The organism is Robiginitalea sp. SC105, from assembly GCF_014243345.1.
Taxonomy (GTDB): domain Bacteria; phylum Bacteroidota; class Bacteroidia; order Flavobacteriales; family Flavobacteriaceae; genus Robiginitalea.
Genome location: NZ_JACLZF010000001.1, coordinates 65,499 through 79,260 on the forward strand (window position 1 = coordinate 65,499; position 13,762 = coordinate 79,260).

The following is a 13,762-nucleotide window of genomic DNA, read 5'->3' on the forward strand; positions in this document are numbered from 1 at the left end:
CCTAAGAGTTCAGGTGTTGGCTGCCCCGTTTCACATTTCCCACCCTTCCCGGTAGGTGCGCGTTACAAATTGGTTGGCCTCCTCCAGGTTGGTGATCGTGGTGTTCTCCCCGTCCCAAAGCAGTTTTTTACGGCCGTAGAATTCCTGTCGGGAGCGGCCGTCCTCCATGGCCACTTCCCTCCGAAGCATATAGCTCCGAATGGCAAGGTTCCCCATCAATACGGTCTCCGTCATGGGGCCGGCGTAGTCAAAGGAAGAGGTCAGGGCCAAGTGTTCCGGGCTGCCGAACCCGGCCTTGCAGGCATCCACCCACTTGCGCTGGTGCCCGTATTCCGGTTCTTCGTTCTCTTCCACCTCAGGCCCGAATTCGGTGGCCCCGTCGTTGAGGTACAGCTTGGGCATCAGGGGGGAACTGTCGTTGATGTTGGTTGATATGATCCCGTTTTCCCCGTGGATCAGTACGCCGTTTGCACTGCCATGCCCCCCTATGTCGTGGTCTGCCGGGATGATCTCCGGGTGGGACGGCCGGATCCCCCCGTCGCTCCAGGTCATCTCGATGGGCGACCCGGATTTTTCGGTAGCGTCGAAATGCAGGGTGATAAAGGACGAGGGCGGGCAGCCTTCCGGATGGTAATCCGGGGTCCACATCTGGGTAAAAACCGTCCCCACACTGCACTCGGCATCCTTGGGATACCTGAGCCCCAGGGTGCGGAACGGGATATCGATCAGGTGGCAGCCCACATCCCCGAGCGCCCCGGTCCCATAGTCCCACCACCCCCGCCAATTGAAGGGGTGGATATTCGGGATATAGGGCGTTTCCGGAGCGGGCCCCAGCCAGAGGTTCCAGTCAAGGGCCCCGGGCTTGAGGGAGGGGTCCGCAGCGGGCATGGCGAATCCCTGGGGCCAGACCGGCCGGTTGGTCCAGACTTCCACCTTGTGGATTTTGCCAAGGCGTCCCGAATCGACCCATTCCTGGACCATTCCCAGCAAGGGATTGGAACCGCCCTGGTTCCCCATCTGGCTTACGATCTTCTGTTCGCGGGCCATCTCGGTGAGCATCCGCGCCTCGCGGATGTTGTGCGTCATGGGCTTCTGTACATAGACGTGGATGCCGCGTTCCATGGCCGCCTTGGCCGCCGGCCCGTGTACGTGGTCCGGGGTGGAAATGGTCACCGCGTCAATCCCCTTTACTTTATCGAGCATTTCCCGGTAATCCGCAAATTGCCTGGCCTTGGGAAAGGACTCCACGGAGGCGGCCGCCGATCCGGAGAAGTCGACATCGCAAAGGGCGACGACCCGTTCCCTGCCCCCGACGGAGGCATTCATAATGTCGCTGCGACCCTTGCCGCCCGCCCCGATGGCCGCGAGGTGCAGCCGGTCGCTGGGGGCAATAAAACCAGGGCCTCCCAGGACATGCCGGGGAACGATAAAAACGGAGGTGGCGAGGGCGCTTTTCTTCAGGAAATCGCGCCTTTTGTTGGGTTTCGGACCCTGTTCCGGCCCGGTTGGATTTTTCATTTTGTTTGATTCTGGTGTGTGAAAAGGTACTAATTATTCCGTTGGCCTCCGCCCCGGATCGGGCCGCTTCAGGGTAAGTCCCATCTGGCCGGAGTGGTAGGCATTGTGGTTGAGGATATGTGCAAACAGCCGCAACCTCGTGATCTGCCCGAAAAACGGCGTTTCCACAGGTTCCATCCACCAGTCGGCCCCCCGGGAGGAGGCAAGGCCTTCCAGCATGTCATATCCCTGGGAAACAAGGGCACGCGAAGCCTCGGTATCCGCCCCCTGACCCGTATCGTTATACCCCATCGTCGTATTCTCTACCCCCGTTTCCATTCCCAGGAAGGTCCCAAGCAGCAACATCATCTCCCCTACATGCCGGTAAAGGAAGCCAAGGCTGGCCGTATCTGCGTTGAGTTTCAGGTGATGGTTGTGAGACCCAACCTTATCAAAGCTGAAACTGCATGTATACCTGTTTTGCTCCACCAGCTGGCCCAGGAACTCGGCGCTTATTTCCATATGCCATGATTAAAAAACTTCAATAAGTTCGGGATTTTTTGCTTACCCCCGTCAGCGGCCAGATTTTAGTACATTAGCAGGAAACCCATCTACCCCGTCCCCTTTGGAAAAAAAGAACTCCCTTCGGCTCATAGAACGCGCCCTGGAACACCGGGAACGCAATGCAATCCAGTGTATGGGAACTGCCTATACCTATGGCGACCTGCTCGAAAGGTCCCGGGAGATCGCCCTGGGGCTGCTCGGAAAGGCGGACGATCTGAAGGAAGCCCGGGTTGCTTTCCTGGCGCCTGCCGGGTTTGAGTATGTCTGCATCCAATGGGGAATCTGGCGTGCCGGGGGCATTGCGGTACCCCTATGCGAAAAGCACCCCCTCCCCTCCATGGAATACGTCCTTCGGGACACAGGGGCTACAACCCTGATATGCACACCGGAATACGCAGAATTACTGGGACCCCTGTCTTCCATCACCCCGTTGGTGCATTACGGGGATCTCGGGAAGGCGGAAGGGTCCCTGCCGGCGATCGGCGCGGACCGGCGTGCGATGATCCTCTATACCAGCGGCACCACGGGATCCCCCAAAGGGGTCGTAACCACCCATGCCGGCCTTGAAGCGCAGATTACCGCCCTGACCCAGGCGTGGCAATGGGAGGCGGATGACCATATCCTCAATGTCCTCCCGCTGCACCACGTGCATGGCATCGTCAACATGCTGTGTTGCGCCCTGTGGAGCGGGGCCTGTTGTGAATTCCTGCCCAAATTCGGGCCCGGGAAGGTGTTCGATGCTTTCCGCCGCGGGGAAGTGAACCTCTTTATGGCCGTACCCACCATCTATTTCAAGCTGATTGCCCATTACCAGGAATTGCCCGAAAGGGAACAGGCTGAAATCAGCATGTGTTTAAAGGGGTTCCGGCTGATGGTTTCCGGCTCGGCCGCACTGCCGGTAAGCGTCCTGGAACAATGGAAGGCCATCAGCGGGCACACGCTGCTGGAGCGCTATGGGATGACGGAAATGGGCATGGCCATCAGCAACCCCTATGAGGGGGAACGCAGGCCCGGTTATATCGGGCAACCACTGCCGGGGGTCACGGTACGACTGGTAAATGACGCCAACGAGGAGGTCCCGGAAGGCAGCCCGGGAGAAATCCAGGTGAAGGGGGCAAACGTATTTTCGGAATACTGGGGGAAACCGGAAGCTACCCGGGAAGCCTTTACGGAAGACGGTTGGTTCCGGACCGGCGATGTTGCCGTTTGGGAAGGAGGAAGCTACCGGATACTGGGTCGGAATTCCGTGGATATCATCAAATCGGGGGGGTATAAGATTTCCGCCCTGGAGATCGAGGAAGTCCTCCGGACCCATGAGCAGGTCGGCGACTGCGGGGTGGTGGGCATCCCGGATGAGGAATGGGGGGAAATCATCGGGGCGGCCATCGTGGCGGGGCCCCACCGACCCGATCCGGAGGAACTGTCCGAATGGCTACGGACCCGGCTGCCCGGATATAAAACCCCCCGGGAATATATTTTCCTGGACGAATTGCCCCGGAACGTACTGGGCAAGGTCACCAAAAATGCCCTGAAAGACTTGTTTGACCCCTCAACCCATTCCCGGTGAAGATTTACGGCGTTGCCTTGTTGTGCGGTTGTTTCCTGGCAGGCAAATTCTTGGGCCTCCTGCTGGGCGACCTGCTGGGGATCCCCGGGGACATCGGGGGGGTGGGGTTTGCCATGTTCCTGTTGATGGCGCTGAGCCTGATGATGCGCAAAAAAGGCTGGCTTTCGGAGGCTTCCGAATCCGGGATTGCCTTCTGGAGCGCCATGTACATCCCCATTATTGTAGCAATGGCCGCATGCCTGAATGTACACGCCGCATTCGGGGGAGGATGGATTGCCGTGCTGGCCGGTGCAGGGGCAACTGCTGCCGGATTTTTCCTGGTCCCCCTGCTCTCCCGCATTGGCAGGGAGGGGGATGATTTAAAAGACGAATGATGGATTGGCTGGACCCGCTTATCGAAAAAAATGGCCTGATCCTCGCCTTCCTGGTCGTCGGGCTGATCATGGCTGCTGCGTACGGCGTTTCCCGTTACGTCACCCGGGGCCGGATACCCGGGGCTGCCCTGGCCATCATCTTTGGGTTGGCACTGGCCTTCCTGGGTGGGGAAAAGGGGATTGCCGACCATCCGTTATTTGCCGGCATGGCCGTTTTGGGGGGATCCATGTTCCGGGACTTTGCGGTGGTGGCGACCGCCATGGGGGCGGACCTGGAAACGATCAAAAAAGCGGGAAAGGCGGGAGTTACAGCCCTGTTTGCAGGGGTTTTGGTCGCTTTTGCCACAGGGGCGCTGGCCGCATTCGCGATGGGTTATACCGATCCGGCTGCCATCACGACTATCGGCGCCGGGGCCTGCACTTACATCGTCGGCCCCGTTACCGGTTCGGCCCTGGGGGTTTCCTCGGAGGTGATCGCCATATCGGTGGCCGCCGGCGTAGTCAAAACTTTGTTGGCAACTGTGGCCACCCCGCTTATCGCAAAAAAGATCCGATTGGACAACCCCCATGCCGCCATGGTATTCGGGGGCCTGATCGGTACCACCAGCGGGGTGGTGGCCGGCCTGGCAGCCACAGATTCCAGGCTCGTGCCCTATGGCGCCCTGACCGCTACCTTCTACACCGGCCTGGGTTGCCTGCTTTGCCCGTCCGTGCTCTTTATCCTGGTACGGGCCCTTATGGGATAGGACGGATGTTGAGAAGTCTAAAGTATTCAGAAGACAATTGACAAAACCAATGCCGCCAGGCCTAGAAAAGCGGTCAGCACGTGAAAGAGTACCAGGAGGCGCTCTTCGCGGGTATTCAGGTAGGACCCCTGGTTCTGCATGATATTGGCAACCCCGACGATGGGGACCCAGTAATTCCATTTAATGTTTGACATAGCTCACTGTTTTAATACAAAGGTACCCCGGGTTAACCAGCTATGATTCAACGATTTTATCAGCTTTCTGTCGTATTTTGACCTTAAGGGAAAGTTAATTCCGGGGGGCCGCTGGGCCGCCTTCACAGAAAATGGTAATTATGCATATATACAGCGGTCAGGGCGTTTGGAACGCAGCCCCACGCTATGCGCAACACGTATGGACCCATCGGTGATCCGGCAAAAACAGGCGTCAGCCAAAAAATCCTGGTTTATCCCTTTCTGGGGCTGGCTTTTTGTTTTGGTCGCTTCCTTTTTCCTGTTCATCAGCATCATGCCCAACATTTACCTGTACCACTTGCAGGCAACCGGCAGCCTGGACGGCGCCACCATCCCTGCACACAACCAGCTGGAAGTGGTCTTCTATTCCAACCTGCCCGTATTCGCCGGCCTGTTCAGTTTCCTTTGCCTGCTGTGGCTGCTGGGAGCCATCGGGCTGTTGCGCAGGCGGCGCTGGTCCGGTACCCTGCTCAGCGTGGTTCTGGGCCTTTTCCTTTTTTTCCAGCTCGCCGTCCTCGTCAATTTTCTGGTCCAGGATTATGAAATTACCGCCTGGCGGGACCCGGAACGCAACCGGCGTTTCGCCAGCTACTTCCCCTGGGCGCTTGCCGGGGGTTCCGCCCTTTTTGGCTGGTTGATTTACAGGTTGAATGCTACCCGGGTTACTGAAAAACTGGTCTAGGGCCCGTACCTTTGCCCCATCAAACCCCAAAAAATGCAAAGATGGCAGCCAAAAAACGCATGGAGCTCAGCCGCACGGACCACCTGGCAGTCGAACGCACCCGCCTCGCCAATGAACGCACCTTCCTGGCCTATTTCCGGACCTTTATCGTCTTTTTGAGTTCCGGTTTCGCCATCCTGAAACTCAGCGTGCTGGAGGAAATCGAAGGAATCGGTTATTTCCTGCTGGTGCTGTCGCCTGTATTGCTGGCAATAGGGGTCGGTCGGTTCCTCTATGTAAAAAGGCAACTGAGGCAGTTTTACATGATCCGGGAATAATCGGGGGGTAAACATTACCGGGAGAAGCCTATCTTTAGCGGGAACCGCTAAACCTCTTTTCCCATGGATCCCCATACCCTGATGTCCGGGCCCCGCCAATCCCTGTCACTTGCTTCCTGTCTGGTACTGCTGTTTCTTGTTGCATGCAGGGATACCCCGGTTGAAAAACCCCGGTTTACCCATGATGTGGCAGCAGGCCCTACCCCCTGGAACCTCGAGGAATTCGAGGCCACAGAACCGGATTTTACCTTTGCCGTCATCTCGGACCTGAACGGGGGGGAGCGCCCGGGGGTTTTCAGCCGCGCCGTGGAACAATTGAACCAGCTGGACCCGACCTTCGTGCTCAGCGTGGGCGACCTGATCGACGGCGGGACCAGGGACACCCTGCAGCTTCAAAGGGAATGGGACTTTTTTGATGCTCGCGCCAACCGGTTGAACATGCCATTTTTCCACCTGGGAGGGAACCACGACCTCACAAATGCCACCATGCGAGAATTCTGGGAAAACCGCTACGGCCCGCGTTACTATCATTTTGTCTTTGAGGATGTGCTTTTCCTGATGCTGGACTCCGAGGACTATTCCCCGGAGCGGATGGAGGCGATTTACCAGGCCAGGGACAGCGCCCTCCGCATGAGCGACGCAGAGTACGAAGCATCCACCTACTACCGCATGCCCGAACGCAACCTGGGTGGGATGGGCCAGGAACAGCTGGCCTATTTCAGGGAGGTAATACACCGGTACCCAAATGCCAGGTGGACCTTCCTGCTCATGCACAAGCCCCTTTGGCTGCGGGAGGACGGCATGTCCCTGACCCGTGACAGCGCGCCTCTGGAAGCCCTCGAAAAGGAATTGTCCGGCCGGAATTACACGGTGATCAACGGCCATTTCCACCGGATGTCGCACCGGAAACGCCATGGGATGGATTACCTCATCCTCGGAACGACGGGAGGCAGCCAGGTCCCGGGGGATTCCACGGCATTCGACCATGTAAGCCTGATCCGTATGGCAGAAAAACCGGTGATTACGCACTTGCGGATGGATGGGATACTGGAAGGGGATGGTACGCTGTCTCCGGGCAGGGATCCGGACTTCCGGTAAACAGGAGCTTCGACCGGCCGGTGGGGCCGTATCCCCGTACTTTGAGGGTATTAAAATCCCGGGAGGCGGGGTCGCAGAGAAACTCACTGCCCCAGAACGCGGGCCTCAAAAGAGCTGATACCACCTCCGTCCGAGCGGGTGGTGATTTCGATGGGATTGCAGCAGACTTCGCAATCCTCCACATAGGTTTGAGAGGACACGGAGGTATCGACAAGGACGGAAATGGTTTCCCAGCAGTAGGGACATTGAAAGAAGTGTTCCAGCACGTGTCAGCGATTCGTTCGGTTCGTCAATCCTTTCGTTCCTTCAAAATGCTGTCCATCTCTTTCCGGAACCGGAGGATCATAAAACTGTCGAGTTCCATCACGATACTATCCTGCATGGATCTCCAGTTGGATGCATCCATTTCAAGGGTGTGCGCCCTGACCCGGTTGAATCGCTCCAGGTTGAACCGGTTGGACAGCCAGGCAGCCTGGGTACTTTTCCGGTGTTGCAGGTCCTGGAGGTAAATACCAATCCCGAATCCCGCAATCACCAGGATTAAAACAATAAGGAACTGTTTTCGGGTCCTGAGCACATCAAGGCATTTTAGCCCCTCCATACGCATAGCCTGCAGGGGTATATCCTCTAAATTACAATTTAGATTCCCTGTGCCGGCTTAAATGGGATGAAATGTCCTTTATTCTAGCCTTAAGGGAAGAACATAGGTCCAGCAGGCAACCATCCGGTGCAAGGGCACGGACAATCCATGAAAATCTAGAATTCCAGGTTGAGCAACTGTCCGGTCAGCTGGAGCAACTGCAGCTCCGCGAGTTTGGCATCGTATTTTGCCAGGTTCTTGTTGGTCTGAGCATTGAGCAGGTTGATCTGGGCCTGCCGGAATTCGATGGACGTGATCCGGCCCAGCTGGAATTGTTCCCGAGACCGCTCGAAATTGTTCCGGTTGGTAATCACGTTCTGTTCCTGTATCTGGTAGATATCCAGGCGGTTTTGAAAGATGGCCAGGGCATTTTCAATGTCGCGGGTCACCTCGAGTTCCACCTGCCGCTGCAGGAGCTCCTGGTTCTCATAGGCGATTTTGGCATTCTTTACCCGGACGGTGGTGCCGCCACCGTCGAACAGGTTCCAGGTCAGGCTCGCGCCAAGTGCCAGGTTGTAACTGATGGAGTTGGTGCCCGGGGCGGTAAAATTACCGAAGACCCGGGGCGGGTTCTGGCTCCGGTTCCAGCCGTATGTACCAGAAAGCCCAATGGTGGGCAGGTAGCCGGACCGGTTTATTTTGATGTCGTAGGCATTGATGGCCATGTTGCGCTCGGTCTGCAGGATGGCCACGTTGTTCTCGAGGGCGGCATCTATAAAACTTTCCACCTGCGGGGTGGGCGTAAACCGGACCACCGTGTCCACCATAAAGACGTCATTCAGGTCCCGGTTCAGCACCACGTTCAGGTCGCGCTTTGCGTTGGCGAGCTGCTGCTTGGCATTCAACAGGTTGATACTGTCGTTGGTCACATCCACTTCCGCGTTCAGAATGTCAAGCTTCGTGTTTTGCCCGAATTCAAAAGCGTATTCCGCCCGCGTTATCCGGTCCCGGGAAATGCGCAGGGCCTCGGAGAAGATGTTCACGTTCTCACTCAGGCGTGCCACCTCGAAATACACGCTGAAAAGCTGGAGGATCGTATTTTCAATGGTTTCCCGGGCCTGTAATTCGCTCAACCGGTATTGCTCCTTCAGGCTCCTATAATTGTACAGCCTGCCCATGCCATCAAACAGCGTGTAGTTCATACTGACGGACCCGGAATATTGCTGGGTCTCGGCGTCGTTGATCTCCACATCCGGTTCCGGGTTACCATTTTCGTCGAACTGGTCCGGGAATTCCGTACGGGAATCGTTCCGGCTGTAGTTGGCGCCCAGGTTCCCGGTCAGGGTAGGCAGGAAGCCGGAATTCAGGAGGCTCGCGTTGTTGTCGGCAATCTCGACCTGGTTGCGCGCCACCTGAATGCCGAAATTATTTTCAAGGGCAAGGGATACCGCCGCATCCCGGGTCAAGAGTGTATCCTGGGCCCGGGCGGCTAGTGAGCCGCAAAGGCCTATTAAAAGTAACGTAAAGAGTCGTTTCATCAATGCTTATTAATATTCGGCGACTTTTTCAGGCGACTTGCGGGAGGCACCGCGACGGCCTTCGCCGGCAGGTTCCGCATCCCTGCCTTCCAGGTGCTTTTCTTCCTCGAGTTGTTCCTTGATGGCGCGTTCTACCTCTTCCTTGGAAATAGATTCCCCGGTTTTCAGCCATTTTGCACTGACTTTTACCCGGTTGTTAAAGGAAAGCAGCAAGGGCAGCATCAACAGGGTCAGGATGGTGGCAAAGCCGATCCCGTAGGCGATCGAAATCGCCATGGGCTTGAGGAACTGGGCCTGCCGGCTCTTTTCGAGCAGCAGGGGGGCCAGTCCGGCAATAGTGGTGATGGAGGTCAGGAAGATGGCCCGGAAACGGGATCTGCCCGCTTCAAAGATCGCATCGTCAAATTTCATGCCGTCCCGCAGGTTTCCGTTGAATTTGCTTATCAGCACCAGGCCGTCGTTTACCATGATCCCTATCAGGGCAATGATCCCCAGGGTGGACGGCATGCTCATAGGGAAGCCGTGGATCCAGTGGCCCCAGGCAACTGCCGTAAGGCTGAAAGGCACCAGCAGGATCAGCATGATCGGCTGGCTCAGGCTCCGGAACGTAAAGGCAATGGTGATGTAGATCAGGAACAGCACAATGAGGCCGGCCGTCTTCATGGAATTCGTGGTTTTGGCGGCTTCCCGGTTCTGCCCTTCGTAGGAAACTGCCACGGTTGGGTAACGGGACAGGATTTCCGGCAGCACATCCCCGCGGATCCAGGCCTGCATATCCGTGGCCGTAGTGGTTTCGTCATCGGCGATATCCGCAGATATCTGAATCTCGCGACGGCCGTCCAGGTGGTTGATGGCCACATCGCCCCGGATGATCTCGTAATCGGCGATTTCTTTCAGCGGTACCCGCTCTCCGGTAGGGGTGACAATCCGCATTTCATCCATGTCGTTGATGGAGGAACGGTTCGTGCGGTCGTAGCGGACCCAAACACGCACCTCATCCTGTCCCCGCTGGAAGCGCTGTACGGGGGCCCCGAAGAAGCCGGCCCGCACCTGGTTCATCACCGTGCGCAAATCCAGTCCAAGCAGGTAGGCGTTTTCCTTTAGGTCGAGGCGGATTTCCTTGATTCCGGCAGGGTCGTTGTCCGAGACATCCTTGAGAAGGGAGTTGTTTTCCATGGCTGCCTTGAGTTCTGCCTTGGCCCCCTTGAGCTCATTGATGTTGTTCCCCAGCAGGGACACGGATACCGGGGATCCGCCAAAGCGGCCTCCGGAACCGAAGATCAGGCTTTCCACCCCGGTAACCGGCCCCACCAGTTCCCGCAGGCGGTTGGAGACCAGTTCCGAACCTACCTGGTCCGGACGCTCCTCGCCCGGCAGGAGGTTGATCCTGAGGGAAGCCTGAGAGGAGCCGGGCCCCACGCTCTTGATGATATTTTCGAACATCTCCTTACCGGATCCCTGCAGGTATTTCTCGGTCAGTTCCTGGTTGACAATGATCGCCTTTTCCTCAATCAGGTCGATGATGGAATCCGTGATGAACTCGTTGGTCCCATTGGGCATGGTCAGTTCCACGGATACCCGGTCACTGGCGATGTTCGGGAAAAAGGCCGTGCGCACGATACCCCCTCCGATGGAGCCCATGGTCAGGATAAACGCGACGATAAAAAACGCAAAGGTCAGCACCTTGTGTTTCAGTGCAAATGTCAGGGAAGGCACATAGAGCTTGTCGCGCATCCACATCATCAGGCGGTCGCCCAGGCGGTTGATCTCCCGGAGTTTTGCAAATGCGCGGCCCATCGCTGTTTTTGGCTTTTTGCTATGGGGTTGCAACGCCTTGGAATGCGCCAGGTGGGCCGGCAGGATCACCAGGGCCTCCACCAGGGAAACCGCCAGGGTCAGGATCACAATCACGGATACCTCCCCGAAAAATTCCCCGAGACGGCCGTCCAGGAAAAAGAAGATGGAGAAGGCCAGTATCGTGGTGATAATGGCGGAAACAATGGGCGGGATCACCTCCATGGTGCCGTCGATGGCAGCCTGTATGGGTTTTTTTCCCTTTTCGTAGTGCTGGTAGATATTCTCGGCGATGACGATCCCGTCATCTACCAGGATCCCGACGACAATGATCATCCCGAAGAGGGAAAGGACATTGATGGTCACGTCGAACATCGGGGCGAAAATAAACATCCCCAGGAAGGAGATCGGCAGGCCGAAGGCCACCCAGAAGGCCAGACGCGTATTGAGGAAAAGCGACAGGAAGATAAGCACCAGGATCATCCCCATGACCGCGTTTTCAGTAAGCAGCTGGGTCCGCTGGTTCAGGGTTACCGACTGGTCGCTGACGACGTCCAGCTTGACGTTGTTGTGCTTGAGGTTGTAATCGTCTATGTATTCCTTCACCTTTTCAGCCGAGGTAATCAGGTCCTCGGTATTGGAACTGGTGATGGAGACGTCCACTGCCAGGTTACCGTCAAAGTACGCGGCATTGGGGCTTTCGGCGAAGCGGTCCCGGATGGTCGCCACGTCCCGAAGGCGGACGGTTTTGCCGGAGGCATCGCCCCGGATGATCAGGTGGGACAGTTCGTCCCCGTAGTAGGCCCGGTTGTTGGCCCGGATCAGGTATTCTTCCGTATCTGTTTTGATGTTCCCCCCGGTCACCAGGATATTGGCATTGGCCACGGCCCGGGACACATCGTCAAAGGTGAGGTTGTAGGCCAGCAGGTTTTTCTCGTTGACCGCAATCTCGATCTCTTCCTGCGGGAAACCCGACACGGCAATCTGTGAGATCCCCTCCATACCGCGGATATCGTTCTCGATCTGCCGCCCGATCTGCTTGAGGGTGGCCAGGGGAACCTGTTCCCCGCTGATGGCAAAGCTGATGGTTTGACGGACCGGACGCTGTTTGGATACGACAAGAGGCTCCATGCCGCCCGGGAAAGTGGGCACCTGGTCCACCGCATTCTTTACTTCCAGGAGCATGAAATCGATGTCACGCCCTTTCTCGATCTCGATGTTGATGGTCCCGCTGTTCTCGCGGGAAGTGGACGTAACCCGTTCAACCCCCTCCAGGCCTTTCAGGTTGTCTTCGATCTTGAGGACAATCCCCTCCTCCACTTCCTGGGGGGAAGCCCCCGGATAGGCGATATTGATGCTGATATTCCTGGATTCCACCAGCGGGAAAAAGGAGGAATTGAGGTTTTTGGCCCCGTAGATCCCGAAAATTACAAAAGCGATGATCATCACGTCTACGGCGACGTGGTACTTGATGAAATAGGAGATAATGCTTCGCATGGGACTGACTGGGTTAATTGTTCTGGGTTTTCCCCTCATACACCTTTACCAGCATGCCCGCGTAGGCGCCCACAACGGGTCGCGACACAATGGTAACCCCGTCCGGAACCTCCTTGAGGACCACGGATTTGTCGGTAAAGTAGATGGGCTTCACGTCCATCAGGTCCAGGAGGGAGTCCCGAACCACAAAAATCTGGTCGTTGTCCAGGAGCAACCCGCGGTCGATCTGGATCGCATCCGGTTCCTCCCTGGCGTTCAGGATGGCCTCCAGGTACATGCCTTCCTTAAGGGAAGGGTCGCGTACCTCTATAAAGGCGGTAATGGTCTGGGAGTTCTGGTCTACCCGTGCATTGATGCGGGAAACGGTCCCCTCATAGGTGCGGGTACCCTCCAGGTTGGTGAGTTCGACCGCCTCCCCGAGCTCCAGCAGGTCGCTGAAGGTCTTGGATATGGCTACTTCCAGCTCGTATACCCCGGTGTCGATGAACTCCCCAAGTTTCTGACCGGAGCGGATCAGCGTGCCTTCAGTAACCAGGGCCTCGGTCAGCACCCCGTCAAAGGGGGCGCGTATGGTGTATTTTGCGAGGCGCTCCTCCAGGTTCTTTACGTTGTAATAACTTGTGAGTATCCCCCGGCCGGAGATAAAATACCGCTCCTTTTCGTCGGGCATTTCCGGCAGGGGCGGCGTGGTGTCATCTAGGTCAAAACTGGACAGGTACGCCTGCCATTTGGCGCTGACAGCCGGGTAATCCAGCCGCAGGTCCGGCATGAGGGAAGTGATCAGGTTATACAGGTTGCTCTTGGCAGATTGCACGCTGGCCCGGTATTCGGCCGCATCGATGGTAATGATCCGCTCGCCACGGCTGTATTGCTGCCCGGGTTTAAAAAGCTTGCTGCCGCGTTGGAATACACCCTGTACCTCAGAATAGAGCTCCACCCGGTTTTTGGCAATTAGGGTGCCGTTGGCAGGCACCATAATGGGGATGGTGGTATTCTGGACCGTATCCACGAATACGGTTTTGACCACTTTGCTGGGACGGGGCGTCGGGGTTGTACGACTGCTGATAATCGCCTTGGCAGCGTATATCGAAAGGACAATCAGTACCAAACCGAGTACTGACAGAATAACTTTTCTTTTATCCATGAGGGTTGATTAGACAGGTGCTTAGACCGCAAAACTATCCATTAGTTTAGTCGTCCTTCGTTAAATATATCCTAAAAGACGAATAAAGAAAATGGGTGCGCAGGGCACCCATTTGACTATTAGCTAGTGGT

14 protein-coding genes are annotated in these 13,762 nt (G+C 56.8%); 6 read left to right on the forward strand and 8 right to left on the reverse strand.

The genetic code is table 11. The features are described from left to right. Positions 1 to 30: 30 nt before the first annotated feature. Both H7F20_RS00275 and H7F20_RS00280 read right to left on the reverse strand, forming a co-directional pair. Positions 31 to 1,518 carry a Gfo/Idh/MocA family protein gene (locus tag H7F20_RS00275; RefSeq protein WP_185784150.1) on the reverse strand — a complete coding sequence of 496 codons (1,488 nt, stop codon included), beginning with the start codon at positions 1,516 to 1,518 and terminating at the stop codon, positions 31 to 33. Positions 1,519 to 1,551: 33 nt separating this feature from the next. Beyond that, a complete protein-coding gene (locus H7F20_RS00280) occupies positions 1,552 to 2,019 on the reverse strand; it encodes a DinB family protein (RefSeq protein ID WP_185784151.1) in 468 nt (155 codons plus the stop codon). 103 nt (positions 2,020 to 2,122) lie between these two features. Between H7F20_RS00280 and H7F20_RS00285 the strand changes: the two genes are divergently transcribed. Genes H7F20_RS00285 through madM form a run of 3 tightly spaced genes read left to right on the forward strand, consistent with a single transcriptional unit; the run spans position 2,123 to position 4,748 of the window. Then, the gene (locus tag H7F20_RS00285) at positions 2,123 to 3,628 is read left to right on the forward strand and encodes an acyl-CoA synthetase (RefSeq protein WP_185784152.1); all 1,506 of its coding nucleotides are present in this window, start codon (positions 2,123 to 2,125) and stop codon (positions 3,626 to 3,628) included. Next, positions 3,625 to 4,002, forward strand: a complete 378-nt coding sequence (gene madL, locus H7F20_RS00290; protein WP_185784153.1) for a malonate transporter subunit MadL — start codon at positions 3,625 to 3,627, stop codon at positions 4,000 to 4,002. The genes H7F20_RS00285 and madL overlap by 4 nt, the downstream gene beginning before the upstream one ends. Beyond that, positions 3,999 to 4,748: a malonate transporter subunit MadM gene (gene madM / locus H7F20_RS00295; RefSeq protein ID WP_255443934.1), complete on the forward strand. Its 750-nt coding sequence runs from the start codon at positions 3,999 to 4,001 to the stop codon at positions 4,746 to 4,748. The genes madL and madM overlap by 4 nt, the downstream gene beginning before the upstream one ends. Before the next feature lie 26 nt (positions 4,749 to 4,774). Here madM and H7F20_RS00300 read toward each other — a convergent pair whose 3' ends face one another. Further along, a complete protein-coding gene (locus H7F20_RS00300) occupies positions 4,775 to 4,942 on the reverse strand; it encodes a hypothetical protein (RefSeq protein WP_185784154.1) in 168 nt (55 codons plus the stop codon). Between the two features lie 199 nt (positions 4,943 to 5,141). Between H7F20_RS00300 and H7F20_RS00305 the strand changes: the two genes are divergently transcribed. The 3 genes from H7F20_RS00305 to H7F20_RS00315 all read left to right on the forward strand — a co-directional run bounded on the left by H7F20_RS00305 (position 5,142) and on the right by H7F20_RS00315 (position 7,078). After that, complete coding sequence (locus H7F20_RS00305; protein ID WP_221898674.1) at positions 5,142 to 5,663, forward strand: hypothetical protein; 522 nt, start codon at positions 5,142 to 5,144, stop codon at positions 5,661 to 5,663. Positions 5,664 to 5,704: 41 nt separating this feature from the next. After that, positions 5,705 to 5,980 (forward strand): DUF202 domain-containing protein, encoded by a 276-nt coding sequence (locus H7F20_RS00310; RefSeq protein ID WP_185784156.1) that lies wholly within the window; start codon positions 5,705 to 5,707, stop codon positions 5,978 to 5,980. 63 nt (positions 5,981 to 6,043) lie between these two features. Continuing rightward, on the forward strand, positions 6,044 to 7,078 hold the full coding sequence (locus tag H7F20_RS00315) for a metallophosphoesterase (RefSeq protein WP_255443935.1): 1,035 nt from the start codon (positions 6,044 to 6,046) through the stop codon (positions 7,076 to 7,078). Between the two features lie 83 nt (positions 7,079 to 7,161). Here H7F20_RS00315 and H7F20_RS00320 read toward each other — a convergent pair whose 3' ends face one another. The 5 genes from H7F20_RS00320 to H7F20_RS00340 form a co-directional block, all read right to left on the reverse strand. Continuing rightward, positions 7,162 to 7,344: a CPXCG motif-containing cysteine-rich protein gene (locus H7F20_RS00320; protein ID WP_185784157.1), complete on the reverse strand. Its 183-nt coding sequence runs from the start codon at positions 7,342 to 7,344 to the stop codon at positions 7,162 to 7,164. Between the two features lie 23 nt (positions 7,345 to 7,367). After that, entirely contained in the window at positions 7,368 to 7,655 is a 288-nt protein-coding gene (locus tag H7F20_RS00325) for a hypothetical protein (protein ID WP_370588450.1), read from the reverse strand. A gap of 179 nt (positions 7,656 to 7,834) precedes the next feature. Continuing rightward, complete coding sequence (locus H7F20_RS00330) at positions 7,835 to 9,196, reverse strand: TolC family protein (RefSeq protein WP_185784158.1); 1,362 nt, start codon at positions 9,194 to 9,196, stop codon at positions 7,835 to 7,837. A gap of 9 nt (positions 9,197 to 9,205) precedes the next feature. After that, entirely contained in the window at positions 9,206 to 12,487 is a 3,282-nt protein-coding gene (locus tag H7F20_RS00335) for an efflux RND transporter permease subunit (RefSeq protein WP_185784159.1), read from the reverse strand. Between the two features lie 13 nt (positions 12,488 to 12,500). Further along, a complete protein-coding gene (locus tag H7F20_RS00340; protein ID WP_185784160.1) occupies positions 12,501 to 13,631 on the reverse strand; it encodes an efflux RND transporter periplasmic adaptor subunit in 1,131 nt (376 codons plus the stop codon). Between the last annotated feature and the right edge of the window lie 131 nt (positions 13,632 to 13,762).